The sequence below is a fragment of the Nitratireductor sp. GZWM139 genome (assembly GCF_030068685.1).
Classification (GTDB): domain Bacteria; phylum Pseudomonadota; class Alphaproteobacteria; order Rhizobiales; family Rhizobiaceae; genus Nitratireductor; species Nitratireductor aquimarinus.
The window spans coordinates 41,858-57,552 of sequence record NZ_JAMQML010000012.1; the positions used below are offsets into that span (position 1 = coordinate 41,858).

Here is a 15,695-nt window from a genome sequence, read left to right on the forward strand (position 1 = left end):
AATAAATGTGACAGACGCCAAACCTGCGTCAGGCTGCCCGCTCGATGCGGATAACCTGGGGCTTGTCGACCATGTGACCGTCCGCAATCACACCATCCACCGCCTTGCGCACGGCTTCCTCGGTGGTCTCGTGGGTTACGAGAATCACGTTCTTCTGATCCTCCGGCAGACCGCCATCGGCGTGCTGAACGATGGATTCCAGCGAAATCTCGTTGTCGGCCATACGCTTGGCGATGGCTGCGAACACGCCGGCGCGGTCATGCACGGTCATGCGGATAAAGTAGCCGCCCTCATGCGCACGCATGCGCGCACGCTGGTAAGGCTTCAGCTTCGCGGCCGGACGCCCGAAGACCGGGCCATGCTGGAAGCCGGGCCGGCTCTTGGCGATATCCGCCATGTCGCCAATCACGGCAGAGGCCGTCGCATTGCCGCCGGCGCCGGGGCCGGAGAGCAGGAGCTCGCCCAGAACATCGGTCTCGATTGCCACTGCATTGGTGACGCCATGCACCTGAGCGATCACGGACTGCGTGGGCACCATGGTCGGGTGCACGCGCTGCTCGATGCCGCTGTCGGTGCGCTGCGCGACGCCCAGAAGCTTGATGCGGTAGCCGAGTTCGCTGGCGGCGCGAATATCGGCCTGGCTGATGTTGGAAATGCCTTCCATGTAGATGTCGTCAGCCGAAATCTGGCAGCCGAAGGCAAGGCTCGTGAGGATCGAGAGCTTGTGCGCCGTGTCGTGTCCCTCGATATCGAAGGTCGGATCGGCTTCGGCATAACCAAGACGCTGAGCCTCTGCGAGGCAGTCCTCAAAGGAAAGCCCCTCTTCTTCCATCCGCGTCAGAATGTAGTTGGCCGTACCGTTCATGATGCCGAACACGCGGCTCACATCATTACCGGCCAGCGCTTCGCGCATTGTCTTGATGACCGGAATGCCGCCAGCGACCGCCGCCTCATAGTTGAGGAGAACGCCCTTCTCCTCGGCAATCGTCGCCAGCGCCACGCCATGTTTGGACAGAAGCGCCTTGTTGGCGGTCACCACGTGATGACCGGCCTCAAGCGCTGCCTTCACCGCGTCATAGGCAGGGCCGCTATCGCCGCCGATCAGTTCGACGAACACGTCGATATCAGACGAACGGGCGAGCTCCACCGGATCATCGAACCACTTTGCATTGCCGAGATCGACGCCACGGTCACGGGTTCGGTCGCGCGCCGAGACAGCCGTGAGCGTCATCATGCGTCCGCATTGCCTGGTCAGTTCCGCTTCCTTCTCCGTCATGCAGCGCACGACAGAAGCTCCTACGGTTCCCAAACCCGCAATTCCAATACGCAACGCTTCGGACATGATGCGGCGTGCTCCTTCTTGAACAGTCTGTAAGTGGGACTCAGCGACGGGCGCCGAGCGGGATGACGTTGTCGGTGTTTTCGGGCGCCGTTGCAAGGAAGCGCTTGATGCTGCGCGCCGCCTGGCGTATCCGGTGCTCGTTCTCCACCAGTGCAATGCGCACATGCTGATCGCCAAACTCGCCGAAACCGATGCCCGGCGCGACCGCCACCTCCGCCTTTTCGACCAGCAGCTTGGAAAACTCAAGCGAGCCAAGCGCGCGATAGGCTTCGGGGATCGGCACCCAGGCAAACATGGTGGCCGGCGGAGGCGGAACCTCCCAGCCTGCGCGACCAAAAGACTCGACGAGCACATCGCGGCGGCGGTGATAGACCTCGCGCACCTCTTCGATCTCGGAGCCATCGGAATTGAGCGCGGCGGCGGCGGCCACCTGGATCGGCGTGAACGCGCCATAGTCCAGATAGGACTTCACCCGCGAGAGCGCCGCGATCAGACGCTCATTGCCGACCGCAAACCCCATGCGCCAGCCGGGCATGGAGAAGGTCTTCGACATGGAGGTGAACTCCACCGTCACATCCATTGCGCCCGGAACCTCCAGAACGGAGGGCGGCGGGTTGCCATCGAAATAGATTTCCGAATAGGCAAGATCCGACAGAATGATGAGGTCATTCTTGCGGGCGAACGCAACGACGTCCCTGTAGAAATCGAGCGATGCCATACAGGCCGTCGGATTTGACGGATAGTTGAGGATCAGCGCCAGCGGCTTTGGCGTCGAATAGCGCACCGCGCGTTCAAGCGCGGGAATGAAATTCTCATCCGGCTCGGCGGGAATGGCGCGCACGACGCCGCCCGACATGATGAAGCCGAATGTATGGATCGGATAGGTCGGGTTCGGGCAAAGAACCACATCGCCCGGCGCGGTGATCGCCTGGGCCATGTTGGCAAAACCTTCCTTGGAGCCAAGCGTCGCGACAATCTGGGTCTCGGGATCAAGCTTCACACCAAAGCGGCGCTCATAATAAGCCGCCTGCGCACGGCGCAATCCCGGAATGCCCCGCGAAGACGAATAGCGATGCGTGCGCGGATCGCGCACCACGTCGCACAGCTTGTCGACAATGGCCTGCGGCGTCGGCAGGTCGGGATTGCCCATTCCGAGATCGATGATGTCCGCGCCGCGCGCTCGCGCGCTGGCTTTCAGGCGGTTTACCTGTTCGAAAACATAAGGCGGAAGCCGGCGGATCTTATGGAATTCTTCCATCATCGTACCTCAAAACGGGATGCGCGATGCCGCGCCCGGTCCTCATATACCCAATCCCGTCAACGGTCGAGAGCAGGAACCCCGTCCCTACTCGGTCTTTTCGATTTCCTGAAGCTGCCGCTCGGCATGGGTTTTCGCCAGATTGCGCAGACGGCGCGCCTCGGCATCCGCATTATTTGCCGGCGCACTGTTCTCCAGCCTTTGCCGCGTCGCTGTCAGGTCGCGCATCAGCGCATCCTTTTCCGAAGGCGCGATGGGCGCGGTCGCCGAGGCCGGCGGCACATTCAGGTCAGGATACGCGCCGGTCACATTTGCACCCGGTGTGGGCGCACCCGGTGTCGACGCACCTGGTGCCGGCTTCTGCGACGGCGTTGCCGCCGTGCGCGGGGCGGGTTGTGGAGCCACGGGCGGCGTGCGGAGGGCGGCGGCGGGCGCTGCATCCTCCAGGCTTGCGCTCATGCACCCCCCCAGAATCGGCGGCAACGCAACCACCGGAGCGAGAAGCGCGACTGCGCGAAAAAAACCGCCGTGAGATTTGATTTTCATATTCTCTTCCGATTCAAGCCACTACCATGCATGATGGCAGAGGGGGAGCCTCCCGTCAGATTATGTTAACACCGCGCCCGTTGAAAGGCGCGTTTAGGTTGTAGGCGCAGAACATGGCTCATGAAAAGCAGACCAATGGCGCAGAAAACCAAGCAGACAGCACGGTAGAGCAGTATTTCGCAAAAGATCCGCAGCGTTTTGCGCAGAATCTGGCGCAGGCGCTCGAAGAGCTCGGCAAGGCGGCCGCCTCCTGGAGGCAGGCCCGCGAAAGTGGCGAATCGACCGACATTTCCGCAGCGCCCCTCGCCGACATGGTCAAAACGTTCTCCCGCGTCAGTGAATACTGGCTGAGCGATCCGGCGCGCGCACTGGAGGCGCAGACGCGGCTCTTTGGCGAGTTCATGGGCATCTGGGCGAATGCGATCCGCCGCATGAGCGAAGACAATATCGCCGACTATGCGCCGGCATCCGACAGGGACAAGCGGTTTCAGGACCCCGAATGGGGCCGCAACGCCTTTTTCAGCTTCCTGAAACAGGCCTATCTGGTTACCGCGCGCTGGGCGGCCGACCTGGTTGATGGAGCCGACAATCTGGATGAGGCGACGCGCCACAAGGCCCGCTTCTATGTCGAGCAGATGAGCCAGGCCCTTTCGCCATCGAACTTCCTGCTCACCAATCCCGAGCTTTACCGGGAAACCATGGCGAGCGACGGCGAAAATCTCGTGCGCGGCATGCGCATGCTCGCCGAGGACATCGCCGCTGGCAAGGGCGACCTGAAACTGCGCCAGTCCGACGCCTCCAAGTTCAAGGTGGGCGAGAACATCGCCACCACGCCGGGCAAGGTCATCGCCCGCAACCGGCTCGTGGAAGTGCTGCAATACGAGCCGACCACCAAGAAAGCGTTCAAGCGGCCCTTGCTCATCGTGCCGCCATGGATCAACAAGTTCTACATTCTCGACCTCAACCCCAAGCGCTCCTTCATCCGCTGGGCGGTGGAACAGGGCCACACGGTGTTTGTCATCTCGTGGATCAACCCGGATGAGCGCCACGCCTGTCTGGACTGGGGTGATTACATTGATGAGGGCATTCGCTTCGCGCTCGACACGATCGAACAGGCAACGGGCGAGAAGCAGGTCAACGCAATGGGCTATTGCGTGGGCGGCACGCTGCTTGCCGCAGGCCTCGCGCTGATGGCGGCAGAGGGTGAGCAACGCATCGCGTCTGCAACCTTCCTGACGACGCAGGTGGACTTCACCTTTGCCGGTGATCTCAAGGTCTTTGTCGATGAAGAGCAGATAAAGGCGCTGGACGCGGCAATGCGTGAACGCGGCTTTCTGGACGCCACACGCATGGCCACCGCCTTCAACATGCTGCGCGCGGGCGACCTGATCTGGCCCTATGTGGTCAACAATTACCTGCGCGGTCAGGCGCCCCTGCCCTTTGACCTTCTCTACTGGAACTCCGATTCCACCCGGCTCGCAGCGGCGAACCACTCCTATTACCTGCGCAACTGCTACCTGGAGAACAATCTCTCGCAGGGCCGCGCGGTGCTGCGCGGCAGGACGCTGCATCTGGAAGATGTCGACATACCGATCTTCAACCTCGCAACCCGCGAGGATCACATCGCGCCTGCGAAATCCGTCTTCCTGGGAAGCCGTTTCTTCGGCGGACCGGTGGAGTTCGTGCTCGCGGGGTCCGGCCACATCGCCGGCGTGATCAACCCGCCCGAGATGAAGAAATACCAGTTCTGGAGCGGACCGAAGCCTGAAGGCGAACTGGACGACTGGATGGCGCAGGCGAAGGAGAACGCGGGCTCCTGGTGGCCCAGATGGCACGAATGGATCACCGGCCTCGACAATGAAGAGGTAAAGGCGCGCAAACCCGCAAAAGGCAAGAAAGCTCTGGCCGACGCACCCGGAGATTATGTTCGCACCCGCGCCTGATCACGCCCTTGGATCAGGACCAAAACCTTGATCACGCGTTGTAACCGAACGAAAGAAGCTTTTACGCACCGAGCCGGGTCTCTGGCCTATGCTTAAAAGCTAACATGTTGTTGCCTTAATTGTTTTCTAACGCCTATGATAGTTATCCACATGGGGACCAAGATTCGTTAGCAGACAAACGGTGGCTGCATGCCCGTAACCGGGCATGGGTTGTTTGGTTCGTGAATTCATATGAGGGGGCAGACTTCTGTTGCTGGGGGACGAGAGCGGAAAGCGCTGTATGAAGTTGATGAGTTGCGGGCGTGCGAGCCTTGCCAGCGTTCTTTGCGCTCTTTTTCTTGCTTCATGCTCCACCACATCAGATCCGGTAACGCAGTTCGGCCTGACACCGACAGATTTGCAGGCGAGCGCCGTCGAAGACGGGTTTGAGGCCAGCGACAGCGACCTTATTGCCGCAGCACCTGGCGAAGAGAATGCCGCTGAAGGCAGCAGTGTTCCACTCCCGGCAGCGCGCCCCGGCTCCCAAACGGCGGCCACCCCGGCCCCGGAACCCCAGACACAGACCGCTCAGACAAATGAGCAGCCCCCGGCCGGCGAGACAGCGCCGGTAGAGACCGCAGCGCAACAGGCTGCCGAAACCACGACACAGACAGCCGCCGCAGAGGTTCCCCAGCCTGCAGCGCGCCCGGCGGAAACAGAAACTGCGGAGGCAGAAGCCGTCGCAGCAGCCGAGGCGGAAGCATCCGCCAAGAAACAGACTTTCCTTGCCGCCTTCTTCTCGGCTCGCGAACCGAAGGCCGCCCAGGCTGCGGAAAGAGCGGCCCGCCCGCTCATCGATCCGAAGAAGACGCAAAAGAAGGCCGAAGAGAAACCCAAAGTGGTTCTCGCCGCCACCTCCGAGAGCCGGCCCGTAACGGCATCCCTCGGCACCGGCGCGGCCCTTCCCGGCGTGCGCCAGGGTGACAGCCTGTTCGAATTCTCGAGCAAGTCCGGCGCGGACGATGATGCAGATGCAGATATCTACGAAGAAGAGCCTGCCTATCAGGTCGCCTCTGCGGCCGGCATGGCGCGCCTTGCGCCCAATGGCCTCCTCAAGCAGCGCGAAAGCGTCGACACTGCCTGCCTGAAGCCAGCGCTCGTTGGCATGCTCAAGGCCATTGAGCGCCACTATGGCAAGCGAATCGTCGTCACCTCCGGCTATCGCAGCCCCAACTACAACCGTCGCGTCCGCGGCGCCCGCAAGTCGCTGCATATGTATTGCGCGGCAGCCGACATCCAGATTTCCGGCGTCAGCAAATGGGAGCTGGCCAAGTTCGTTCGCTCCATGCCGGGCCGTGGTGGTGTAGGCACCTATTGCCACACGAAATCCGTGCATGTGGACGTCGGTCCGGAGCGCGATTGGAACTGGCGCTGCCGCCGCAGAAAATAATTTTGAAAAAAATGCATGTTCCATCAATTGATGGGTTGCCCCATGCAGCGAAGCTTACTATAAGCCGTCTCGTTCTCGAGCGCGCCCATCGTCTAGCGGTCTAGGACGCCGCCCTTTCACGGCGGAAACACGGGTTCGAGTCCCGTTGGGCGTGCCAGTTTCTTTCCCGAAATTGCACATAGTAAAACGTCAGCCGAATGCTTCGGTTTGACCCGCTCTCGCAGTCCGCGTACTTGTCGGATGCAGATGTCTTCGACACATGGCCAGTCGCCTACCGTCGAGACCTTGGGAGAAAGGCGGGGAGAATGCAGGGCGTACTGACCGCCATTTCGAATACGCTCGGCTTTGCAGCCTCGCATGCGCGATTCTTTCTGATAGCCGGGCTTGTGGCGGGAATCGCTTCTCCGGCAGCAGCACACGCCGCAAAGCCATGGATTGCGGAAATGATCGCCGGCCTGCTCTTTCTTGCAGCGCTGCGCGTCGGCCCCAGAGCCCTCATCGGCGCATTGAGCGACCTGAGGCAGTCACTGGTCGCCACGCTCGCCTTTCAGCTGGCGCTTCCCCTCGCTTTCGCCCTCTTCTTCCTCGCCATCGGCTGGACCGGCGTTCTGCCCACCGCTCTGGTGCTCATGGCCGCAGCCGCGCCCGTTTCCGGCAGCCCACATCTGGCGATCATGACGGGAAACGATCCTGCACCGGTCATGCGGGTCATGACGCTCGGCACCGCGCTCCTCCCACTCACCGTTCTGCCCGTATTCTGGCTCACGCCCGCACTGGGGAGCGCTGACGTGATTCTGGCGGCCGCAGGCCGTCTGCTGGCCGTTATCGCGCTGGCGGTCTCTGCTGCCTTCCTGCTGCGCCGATTCGCGTTACGCAGTCCCGGTCCCGGCGCCATACGCTCGATCGACGGTCTTTCCGCGATTCTCATGGGTGTGGTCGTTGTGGGGCTCATGTCCGCCGTTGGCGAAACCCTGCTGGTCGACCCCGCTCTTGTAGGCCTCAACCTCGCCATTGCCTTCGCGGCGAACTTTCTTCTCCAGCTTGCCGTGACCACGCTTCTGGAACGCTCCGGCTCCAAAGCCATTGCAGCGCCTCTGGGCATTGCCGCCGGCAACCGCAATATCGGCCTCTTCCTCACTGCGCTTCCTGCGAGCGTCACCGATTCACTTCTGCTCTTTATCGGCTGCTATCAGATCCCCATGTATCTGACGCCGCTCGTGCTCGGCCGTTATTACCGTAAGCGCGCAGCGATCAGTGCCCACCGCCAGCCGTCCACCTGAATCAGCGCTTGCAGAAGCCCAGGCAACCCGCTGAAAAGACTCCCCCCCTTCGGAAAGACCCAAATGCAGTTTCCAGAGCCCCTGATCGAAGCCCGGCTGATCCGCCGCTACAAGCGCTTCCTGGCCGATGTCATCCTGCAGGATGGATCGCAGACAACGGTTTCGGTGCCCAACACCGGCTCCATGCTGGGCCTGACCGCTGAAGGGTCACGCGTCTTTCTCTCCCACTCCGACGATCCCAAGCGCAAATACGCCCATCGCCTGGAGATCGTGGAGGCGGACGACACGCTGGTCGGAATCAACACCGGCCTGCCCAACAGGCTCGCCGAAGAAGCAATCCACGCCGGCCTCGTTTCCGATCTTGCCGCCTACCCCGTCCTGAAGCGCGAGCAACGCTACGGAGAGCGCTCGCGCATCGACATGCTTCTGGAGGCCGCAGACCGCGCCTGCGCCTATGTGGAGGTCAAGAACGTCCACTTCATGCGCGAGCCGGGGCTGGCCGAGTTCCCCGACACGGTCACGGAGCGCGGCGCGCGGCACCTGCATGAGCTCATCGGCATGCGCGCCGCCGGCCACCGCGCAATCATGATCTATCTGGTGCAGCGCGGCGACTGCGACCGCTTCCGCCTCTGTGGCGATCTGGACCCCGCCTATGCTGCGGCTTTTGCGCAGGCCAGCGCCGCCGGGGTTGAAGCTTACGCCATCAAATGCCAAATCACCCCTGAAGCCATCCGCCCGGATCGTCTGATAGACATCGTGCGATAAAAGCCGCAAAATCCGGCACAACGATTATTGAACAAAGCGCAAGCGAACCAAAGCCCCATGGTCACCTATCTCGAAGCAGACTCCGCCCCCATGCGTAATACCGGCCAGATCCGCCTTTACGGCGAAGAGGGCTTTGAAGGCATGCGCAAGGCGTGCAACCTCACGGCGCGCTGCCTTGATGAGCTGGCAGACCGCGTCGCGCCGGGCGTGACGACCAACGAGATCGACCGTTTCGTCTTCGAGTTCGGCATGGACCATGGCGCCATTCCCGCGACGCTCAACTATCGCGGCTACACAAAGTCCACCTGCACCTCGATCAACCATGTGGTCTGCCACGGCATTCCAGACAACAAGCCGCTGCGCGAAGGCGACATCGTGAACATCGACGTCACCTACATTCTCGACGGCTGGCACGGCGATTCGAGCCGCATGTATCCGGTCGGCACGATCAAGCGCGCGGCCGAACGGCTTCTCGAAGTCACGCATGAATGCCTCATGCGCGGCATCGCCGCCGTAAAGCCTGGCGCACGCACCGGCGCAATCGGCGCCGCCATCCAGTCCTATGCGGAAGGCGAGCGCTGCTCCGTAGTGCGCGATTTCTGCGGCCATGGCCTCGGACAGCTGTTCCACGACGCGCCGAACATTCTGCACTATGGCACTCCGAGCGAAGGCGTCGAGATGCGGCCTGGCATGATCTTCACCATCGAGCCGATGATCAATCTGGGTCGTCCGCATGTGAAGGTGCTCTCGGATGGCTGGACGGCTGTGACGCGCGACCGCTCACTTTCGGCTCAGTATGAGCACTCGATCGGCGTCACCGAAACCGGTTGTGAAATCTTCACCCTTTCGCCTGCAGGGCTCGACCGCCCCGGCCTCTCCGCCTAAACTGCTCTACCGGTGCGTGCAGTCCGTTACGGACTCACGCCTGTTTGAGCGGTGCAAGGGGGGAGGCACTTATGGGCAGGCAGAACGAGCACACATTCTTTGCTGAAGGGCCAGTCGGACCGACCACGAAGATAGAACGCGCAAAGCCAGCGCGAAAACCGCACTATCACGGCCATCGAGACAGGTTACGGCAGCGCTTCACCGATAATGGAAGCGAAGCGCTTCTGGATTACGAGCTTCTCGAACTCTTCCTCTTCCGCTCCATTCCCCGCGCAGACACCAAGGGGCCGGCAAAGGCCCTTCTGGAGCGCTTCGGCTCGCTTCCCGAAGTGCTCGGCGCGCCAGAGCGCCTTCTGCAGGAAGTGGAAGGCATTGGCGAGGCTGCCGCACGCGATCTCAAGATTGCCGCCACCCTCGCCCGACGCATGCTGAAGGCCGAACTGCGTGGCCGACAGTTGCTGTCCTCCTGGTCACAGGTCATCGACTATTGCACCGCCTCCATGGCGCATGAGGAGCGCGAGCAGTTTCGCGTCCTGTTCCTCGACAAGAAGAATCAGCTCATTGCCGACGAAGTGCAGCAGACGGGCACGGTCGACCACACGCCGGTCTATCCGCGCGAACTCGTTCGGCGCGCGCTGGAATTGTCGGCGAGCGCCGTGTTGCTGGTGCACAACCACCCATCGGGCGACCCGACGCCGTCACGCGCCGATATCGAGATGACCAAGACCATCGTGCAAACCGCGACACCGCTCGGCATCGCCGTGCATGATCACATCATCATCGGCAAGAACGGCCATGTGAGCTTCAAGGGGTTGCAGCTCTTCTAGAGCGCCGTGCATTCGGATGCACAAAGGACGCTCTAACCTATTCAATCTGCGCATCGTGCTTTCCGAAAATCGATTCCGATTTTCGGGCCGATGCTCTAGCCTGCGCCCACCATCCCGCGCGAAACGGAAAGCCCCGCCAGACAGCAATGGCAGGGCAGCGCTGCTACGCGGCTCCCATTGCCGGCAAGGCATGCAGAAATGCATCGCACCCATGCTAAAAAGCATAACTCATTGATATTTTTGGAATTTTGACTCTGGTCAAATTCCACCTCGCACCTCCGGGCTACGACTTTCGTAGCAATGCCTGCCTGCAGATTCGCGGGCTAGCCAAACTCATTGGAGGTCACATGGATCTTGCAAGACGGATGTTCATGGGGCAGCTCGCGCGGCTTGCCGCGGGCGCCAGCCTCGTGCCACTGGCCACGGTGGCGGAAGCCGCCATCAACGACCAGCCGCCGCGTCGCGGCGGTGATCCCACAAAGCGCTACGCCATGCTGATCGACCTGCGCCGCTGCATCGGTTGCCAGGCCTGCACGGTCTCGTGCCATCTGGAAAACGATGCGCCGCTGGGCAAGTTCCGCACCATCGTGTCGCAATATGAGGTCGACGATCCGGAGACGGGCGACATGTCGACCTTCTTCCTGCCACGGCTGTGCAATCACTGCGACAACCCGCCCTGCGTGCCGGTCTGCCCGGTGCAGGCCACCTATCAGCAGGAAGACGGCATCGTCGTCGTCGATGCGGAACGCTGCGTCGGCTGCGCCTATTGCGTACAGGCCTGCCCCTATGATGCGCGCTTCATCAACGACAAGACGCAGACCGCCGACAAGTGCACATTCTGCACCCACCGGCTGGAAGCCGGTCTTCTGCCGGCCTGTGTTGAAAGCTGCGTCGGCGGCGCGCGGATCATCGGCGATCTGAACGATCCCGAAAGCACCATTGCCCGCATGATCGCCGAGCACCGGGACGAATTGCAGGTTCTGCAGCCCGAAAAGGGAACGCTGCCGCACGTCTTCTATCTCGGCATGGATGAACGCTTCGTCGACCGCCCCGAGGCCTTCGCCTCGATCTGGGAAATCCGTGGCACGGACAATGAGGAGTTGCACTATGAATTCAGCGGTCATTGAGATCCTCGCGCCACGCTACCAGATCGCCTGGTACCCATGGGCCGTGCAGTACTTTTTCATGATTGCGCTGGCCTATGCCTCGCTCTGGCTGGCCCTGCCGGGTCTTCTCGGCGCACGCCGCTGGAAGGCGACGGCGCGCTATGCGCTCCTTGGCGCGATGACAACCGCCATCGTTGCCCCCATCGCGCTTCTGGCCGATCTGCATCAGCCGCTGCGGTTCTGGCATTTTTATGCCTACTTCACACCGTGGTCGTGGATGTCCATCGGCAGCCTCATGCTGCCGCCCTTCGTCTTCGCGATCATAGCGCTCGCCTGGCTTGTCTGGCGCGAGCCCATGCTGGCCTGGCGCACGCGTGACGACATGACCGGCCTCATCGCCCGCATCGCAACGCTTGGCGGCTGGCAGACCCCGCGCTTCGCAGTCGTTGCACTTGCGCTGTTCGCCGCCGTGATGTCGTTCGCCATTGCCATCTACACCGGCAGCGAAGTCGCCATCCTCAAAGGTCGTCCGCTGTGGAACACGCAATGGCTCCTGCCCTTCTTCGCAGCCACGGGCTTCATCGGCGCTGCCGGTCTGGTGCTCGTGCTCAACCGTTTCACCGGCACGCGCGACGCCGACACCGACCGCAACATGCTGATGGTGGTTGTCGCCGCCGCGGTGGTGACGGCGCTTGTGGCCCTTGCCTGGGCGCTTGAGGGCATCTTCGTGGAAGACAGCTCCGTCGCAGCCGCCATCCAGTCGGTGCGCCACAGCGCCGAATGGCGCTCCACGGCCATCTGGAGCCTCTCCGTCGGCGCATCCATGACGCTTGTCAGCTTCCTGCTCGTGTGGCGCAACGGCGCGCGCATCTGGGGCTGGATCATCGGGCTGGTGGCGCTGCATCTCGCCTGGATGGCCCGCTGGAACGTGCTGATGGACGTGCAGACGGTGCAGAAGCAGACCGCCGGCTATCTCGAATATGTGGTTGGCTGGGGGTCCAGCGGCTGGCTCGGCGTGATCGGAACCTTCGGGCTCTGGATCGCCCTCCTGCTCGTCATCGACATGTTCGTACCGTGGAAACAGGCGCTCGACGGCCCCGCCGATGCGCCCGCAGAAAAGACCGACATCTCCGCCAAGGGAGTTCCCAGCCATGGATAAGAACCGCCGCAACCTGCTCAAGGGTGGCGTTGCCGCCGCCGGCGCAGCCACTTTCGTCGCCGGCTATTCCGAGCCGCTGACCCGCATGGCCAAGGGCCTGACCGGCAGCTCGGGCGAAAAGCCCCGCCACCCCGTCTACGGCAATGCGCTCGATCCCGAATACAGGGTCGATCTCGAAACCGGCGCGATGGAGCTCAACCCCGACCAGCGCGTCGCCTTCACCGTCTGCTATGGCTGCACCACCAAATGCGGCGTGCGGGTGCGCATCGACAACAACACCGAAGAGGTGCTGCGCTCGATCGGCAACCCGTTCAACCCGCTATCCTCGGAGGTGCACACCGACGAGACCATGCCGGTCAAGGATGCGCTCCTGCGCACCACCGCCTATGCCGATCAGGGCTGGGCCAACCGCTCCACCACCTGCGCGCGCGGCAATGCCATGATCGCGCAGATGACCAGCCCGCAGCGCGTCACCGCATGCCTGAAGCGCACGGGAAAACGCGGCGAAGGCAAGTGGGAGACGATCAGCTTCGAGCAGCTCATTGAGGAAATCGTCGAGGGCGGCGATCTGTTCGGCGAAGGCCAGGTGGACGGACTTGCCGCGATCAACGACTATGAGACGCCGCTCGACCCGGAAAACCCCGAATACGGCCCCATGACCAACCAGCTTCTGGTCATGGAAGCCACCGATTATGGACGTTCGGCCCTTCTGCGCCGTTTCTCCGACAAGGCGTTCGGCACCCGCAATTATGGCCATCACGGCTCCTATTGCGGCCTCGCCTTCCGCATGGGCGCGGGCGCGATGATGAACGATCTCGCCAAGAACGCCCATGTAAAGCCCGACTATGAAAAGGCCACGTTCGGCCTGTTCGTCGGCACCGCACCATCACAGGCCGGCAACCCGTTCAAGCGGCAGGGACGGCTTCTGTCCAAGGCGCGTGTCGACGGTTCGCTCGAATACATGGTCGTGGATCCGGCGCTGAACGCCTCGGTCGCGCGCGCCGCCGGCAAACGCGCCAACTGGGTGCCGGTCAAGCCGGGCACCGATGCCGCGCTCGGCATGGCGCTCATCAAGCTCCTGTTCGACAATGAAGGCTATGCGGCCGACTATCTGGCGATCCCCAACCCGGATGCCGCCAGAGCCGCCGGTGAGCCTTCCAACAGCAATGCGACGCATCTGGTTATCATCGACGAGAACCACCCGCGCGCCGGCGCTTTCCTGCGCGAGTCCGATCTCGGCCTCAAGGAAGCCGGTAGCGAGGACGATGCGCCCATGGTCGTGGATGCCAATGGCCAGATCGTGCCGGCCAACGCCGTCGATCAGGCAGTGCTCTTTGCCGCTGAGACCGTCACGCTGGCGGATGGCAACACCATTGAGGTGCGCACCGGCCTGCGTCTGCTTCGTGACGAGGCAGAAGCGCACACACTGGACGAAATGTCCGAGACCTGCGGCATCCCCGTCGCGCGCATGCAGGAGATGGCCGACAAGCTGGCCGAGCATGGCCGCACCGCCGTGGTCGACTGCCATGGCGGCATGATGTCGGGTGCCGGTTTCTATGCAGCCTTCTCGCTGCAATTGCTCAACGTGCTTCTCGGCAACATCAACCACACCGGCGGCAACGCCCATGGCGGCGGCAATTTCAACGGCACTGCCGGAGGCCCACGCTACGACCTCGCGGGCTTCGAAGGCGCGCGCAAGCCAAAGGGCGTGTTCCTGTCGCGCTCGCGCTTCCCCTATGAGAAGACGAGCGAGTTCAAGCGTCTCAAGGCCGAGGGCAAGAACCCCTACCCGGCCCGTGCGCCCTGGCGTCGGCTGGCGCCGCCGGTCCTGACCGACCACATCACCGCAGCCGTGGAAGGATATCCCTACCCGATCAAGGCGATGATCGGCGTCATGTGTAATCCGATGTACGGCCAGGCCGGCCTCAGGGCCGTGCTGCGCGACAAGCTTGCCGATCCCAAAGTGCTGCCGCTCTATGTGGCCGTGGATGGTTTCATCAACGAGACCAACACCTATGCCGACTACATCGTGCCGGATTCGGTCATGTATGAAGTCTGGGGCTTCACGGGCGCTTGGTCGGGCAATTTGACCAAGATGACCACGGCCTGCTGGCCCATCGTCGAGCCACGTCAGGCGAAGACGCAGGACGGCGAGCCCGTGAGCATGGACAGTTTCTTCATCGCACTGTCCAAGCGTCTCGGCCTCAAGGGCTTTGGCGATGCAGCCATCACCGACGCCAATGGCGGCAAGCATCCGCTCAACCGGGCGGAAGACTTCTACCTGCGTGCGGCGGCCAACATCGCCTTCACCGGCGAGACGCTTCCCGACGCCAGCGAAGAAGACATCCGCTTCTCGGGCCTGGAACGCCTTCTGCCGGCCATCGAGGCCACCCTGCCGGCAGAAGAGCGCGGCCCCGTGGCGCATCTTTATTCGCGTGGCGGCCGGTTCCAGACTTTCGCCGACGCGCGCAAGGGGGATACGCTCGGCAATCTGTGGAAGCGCCAGCTCTGCGTCTGGAACGAGGATGTGGGCACCTGCGTCGACAGCATGACCGGCAAGCGCCTGTTCGGCACGGCAAAGCTGCAGCCTCCGGTCATGGCCGATGGTTCCCCCATGCGCGATCACTTCACCGAGGAGGAATGGCCGATGCTCGCCTTCTCCTACAAGTCGAACGTGATGAACAGCTATGCCATCGGGCTTGAGCGGCTGCGCATGATCAAGCCCTACAACCCCATGCTCGTGAACAGCGAGGATGCGGCTGCGCTCGGCGTCGCCCATGGTGACGAGATCGTGGTGGAAAGCCCCGGTGGCGCCATTCGCGGACTGGCGATCGTCACCAATGGCGTGATGCCCGGCACGATCGGTATCGAGCACAGTTTCGGCCATACGGAGCTGGGCGCGCGCGATCATGTGATCGACGACAGGACCATGGCCGGCAATCCGTGGATTGCGGCCGGCGTCAACATCAACGATCTGGGCTTTGCCGACCCGACACGGCAGACGCTGGGCACCTGGCTGGAGCCCGTGTCAGGCGCATCCGTGCGTCAGGGCCTGCCGATCCGGGTCCGCGCTGCCTGATCAAAGCCCAACGACGGTCTCAAGCCCTCGCGCCATGCGCGGGGGCTTTCTCTTGAAAACGCGGCATGCGCCCTGA

At 62.6% G+C, this 15,695-nt stretch carries 12 protein-coding genes and 1 tRNA gene; 10 read left to right on the forward strand and 3 right to left on the reverse strand.

Annotated features, from left to right (window positions below; all coding sequences use genetic code 11):
- Positions 1-28 precede the first annotated feature (28 nt).
- From NDI72_RS15120 to NDI72_RS15130, 3 genes are all read right to left on the reverse strand, one after another.
- Positions 29-1,342: a homoserine dehydrogenase gene (locus NDI72_RS15120; protein ID WP_113155453.1), complete on the reverse strand. Its 1,314-nt coding sequence runs from the start codon at positions 1,340-1,342 to the stop codon at positions 29-31.
- A 40-nt stretch (positions 1,343-1,382) separates the two neighbouring features.
- Positions 1,383-2,603 carry an LL-diaminopimelate aminotransferase gene (locus NDI72_RS15125; protein ID WP_206546348.1) on the reverse strand — a complete coding sequence of 407 codons (1,221 nt, stop codon included), beginning with the start codon at positions 2,601-2,603 and terminating at the stop codon, positions 1,383-1,385.
- Positions 2,604-2,687: 84 nt separating this feature from the next.
- The gene (locus tag NDI72_RS15130) at positions 2,688-3,059 is read right to left on the reverse strand and encodes a hypothetical protein (protein ID WP_206546349.1); all 372 of its coding nucleotides are present in this window, start codon (positions 3,057-3,059) and stop codon (positions 2,688-2,690) included.
- A 200-nt stretch (positions 3,060-3,259) separates the two neighbouring features.
- Between NDI72_RS15130 and NDI72_RS15135 the strand changes: the two genes are divergently transcribed.
- The 10 genes from NDI72_RS15135 (at position 3,260) to NDI72_RS15180 (ending at position 15,619) form a co-directional block, all read left to right on the forward strand.
- Entirely contained in the window at positions 3,260-5,089 is a 1,830-nt protein-coding gene (locus NDI72_RS15135; RefSeq protein WP_206546350.1) for a PHA/PHB synthase family protein, read from the forward strand.
- A gap of 280 nt (positions 5,090-5,369) precedes the next feature.
- Positions 5,370-6,518 (forward strand): YcbK family protein, encoded by a 1,149-nt coding sequence (locus tag NDI72_RS15140; protein WP_283800856.1) that lies wholly within the window; start codon positions 5,370-5,372, stop codon positions 6,516-6,518.
- An 81-nt stretch (positions 6,519-6,599) separates the two neighbouring features.
- Positions 6,600-6,675, forward strand: a tRNA-Glu gene (locus NDI72_RS15145).
- Between the two features lie 148 nt (positions 6,676-6,823).
- Positions 6,824-7,798 (forward strand): hypothetical protein, encoded by a 975-nt coding sequence (locus NDI72_RS15150; RefSeq protein ID WP_283800857.1) that lies wholly within the window; start codon positions 6,824-6,826, stop codon positions 7,796-7,798.
- Positions 7,799-7,861: 63 nt separating this feature from the next.
- Positions 7,862-8,563: a DNA/RNA nuclease SfsA gene (gene sfsA / locus NDI72_RS15155; protein ID WP_283800858.1), complete on the forward strand. Its 702-nt coding sequence runs from the start codon at positions 7,862-7,864 to the stop codon at positions 8,561-8,563.
- A gap of 57 nt (positions 8,564-8,620) precedes the next feature.
- The gene (gene map, locus NDI72_RS15160; protein WP_113155458.1) at positions 8,621-9,448 is read left to right on the forward strand and encodes a type I methionyl aminopeptidase; all 828 of its coding nucleotides are present in this window, start codon (positions 8,621-8,623) and stop codon (positions 9,446-9,448) included.
- 71 nt (positions 9,449-9,519) lie between these two features.
- Complete coding sequence (gene radC / locus NDI72_RS15165) at positions 9,520-10,275, forward strand: RadC family protein (RefSeq protein WP_283800859.1); 756 nt, start codon at positions 9,520-9,522, stop codon at positions 10,273-10,275.
- Positions 10,276-10,622: 347 nt separating this feature from the next.
- Positions 10,623-11,402: a sulfate reduction electron transfer complex DsrMKJOP subunit DsrO gene (dsrO, locus tag NDI72_RS15170; RefSeq protein ID WP_113155460.1), complete on the forward strand. Its 780-nt coding sequence runs from the start codon at positions 10,623-10,625 to the stop codon at positions 11,400-11,402.
- Positions 11,383-12,540 carry an NrfD/PsrC family molybdoenzyme membrane anchor subunit gene (gene nrfD / locus NDI72_RS15175; RefSeq protein ID WP_206546354.1) on the forward strand — a complete coding sequence of 386 codons (1,158 nt, stop codon included), beginning with the start codon at positions 11,383-11,385 and terminating at the stop codon, positions 12,538-12,540. Before dsrO ends, nrfD begins: the two co-directional genes overlap by 20 nt.
- A complete protein-coding gene (locus tag NDI72_RS15180; RefSeq protein ID WP_283800860.1) occupies positions 12,533-15,619 on the forward strand; it encodes a molybdopterin dinucleotide binding domain-containing protein in 3,087 nt (1,028 codons plus the stop codon). The genes nrfD and NDI72_RS15180 overlap by 8 nt, the downstream gene beginning before the upstream one ends.
- Positions 15,620-15,695: the final 76 nt, after the last annotated feature.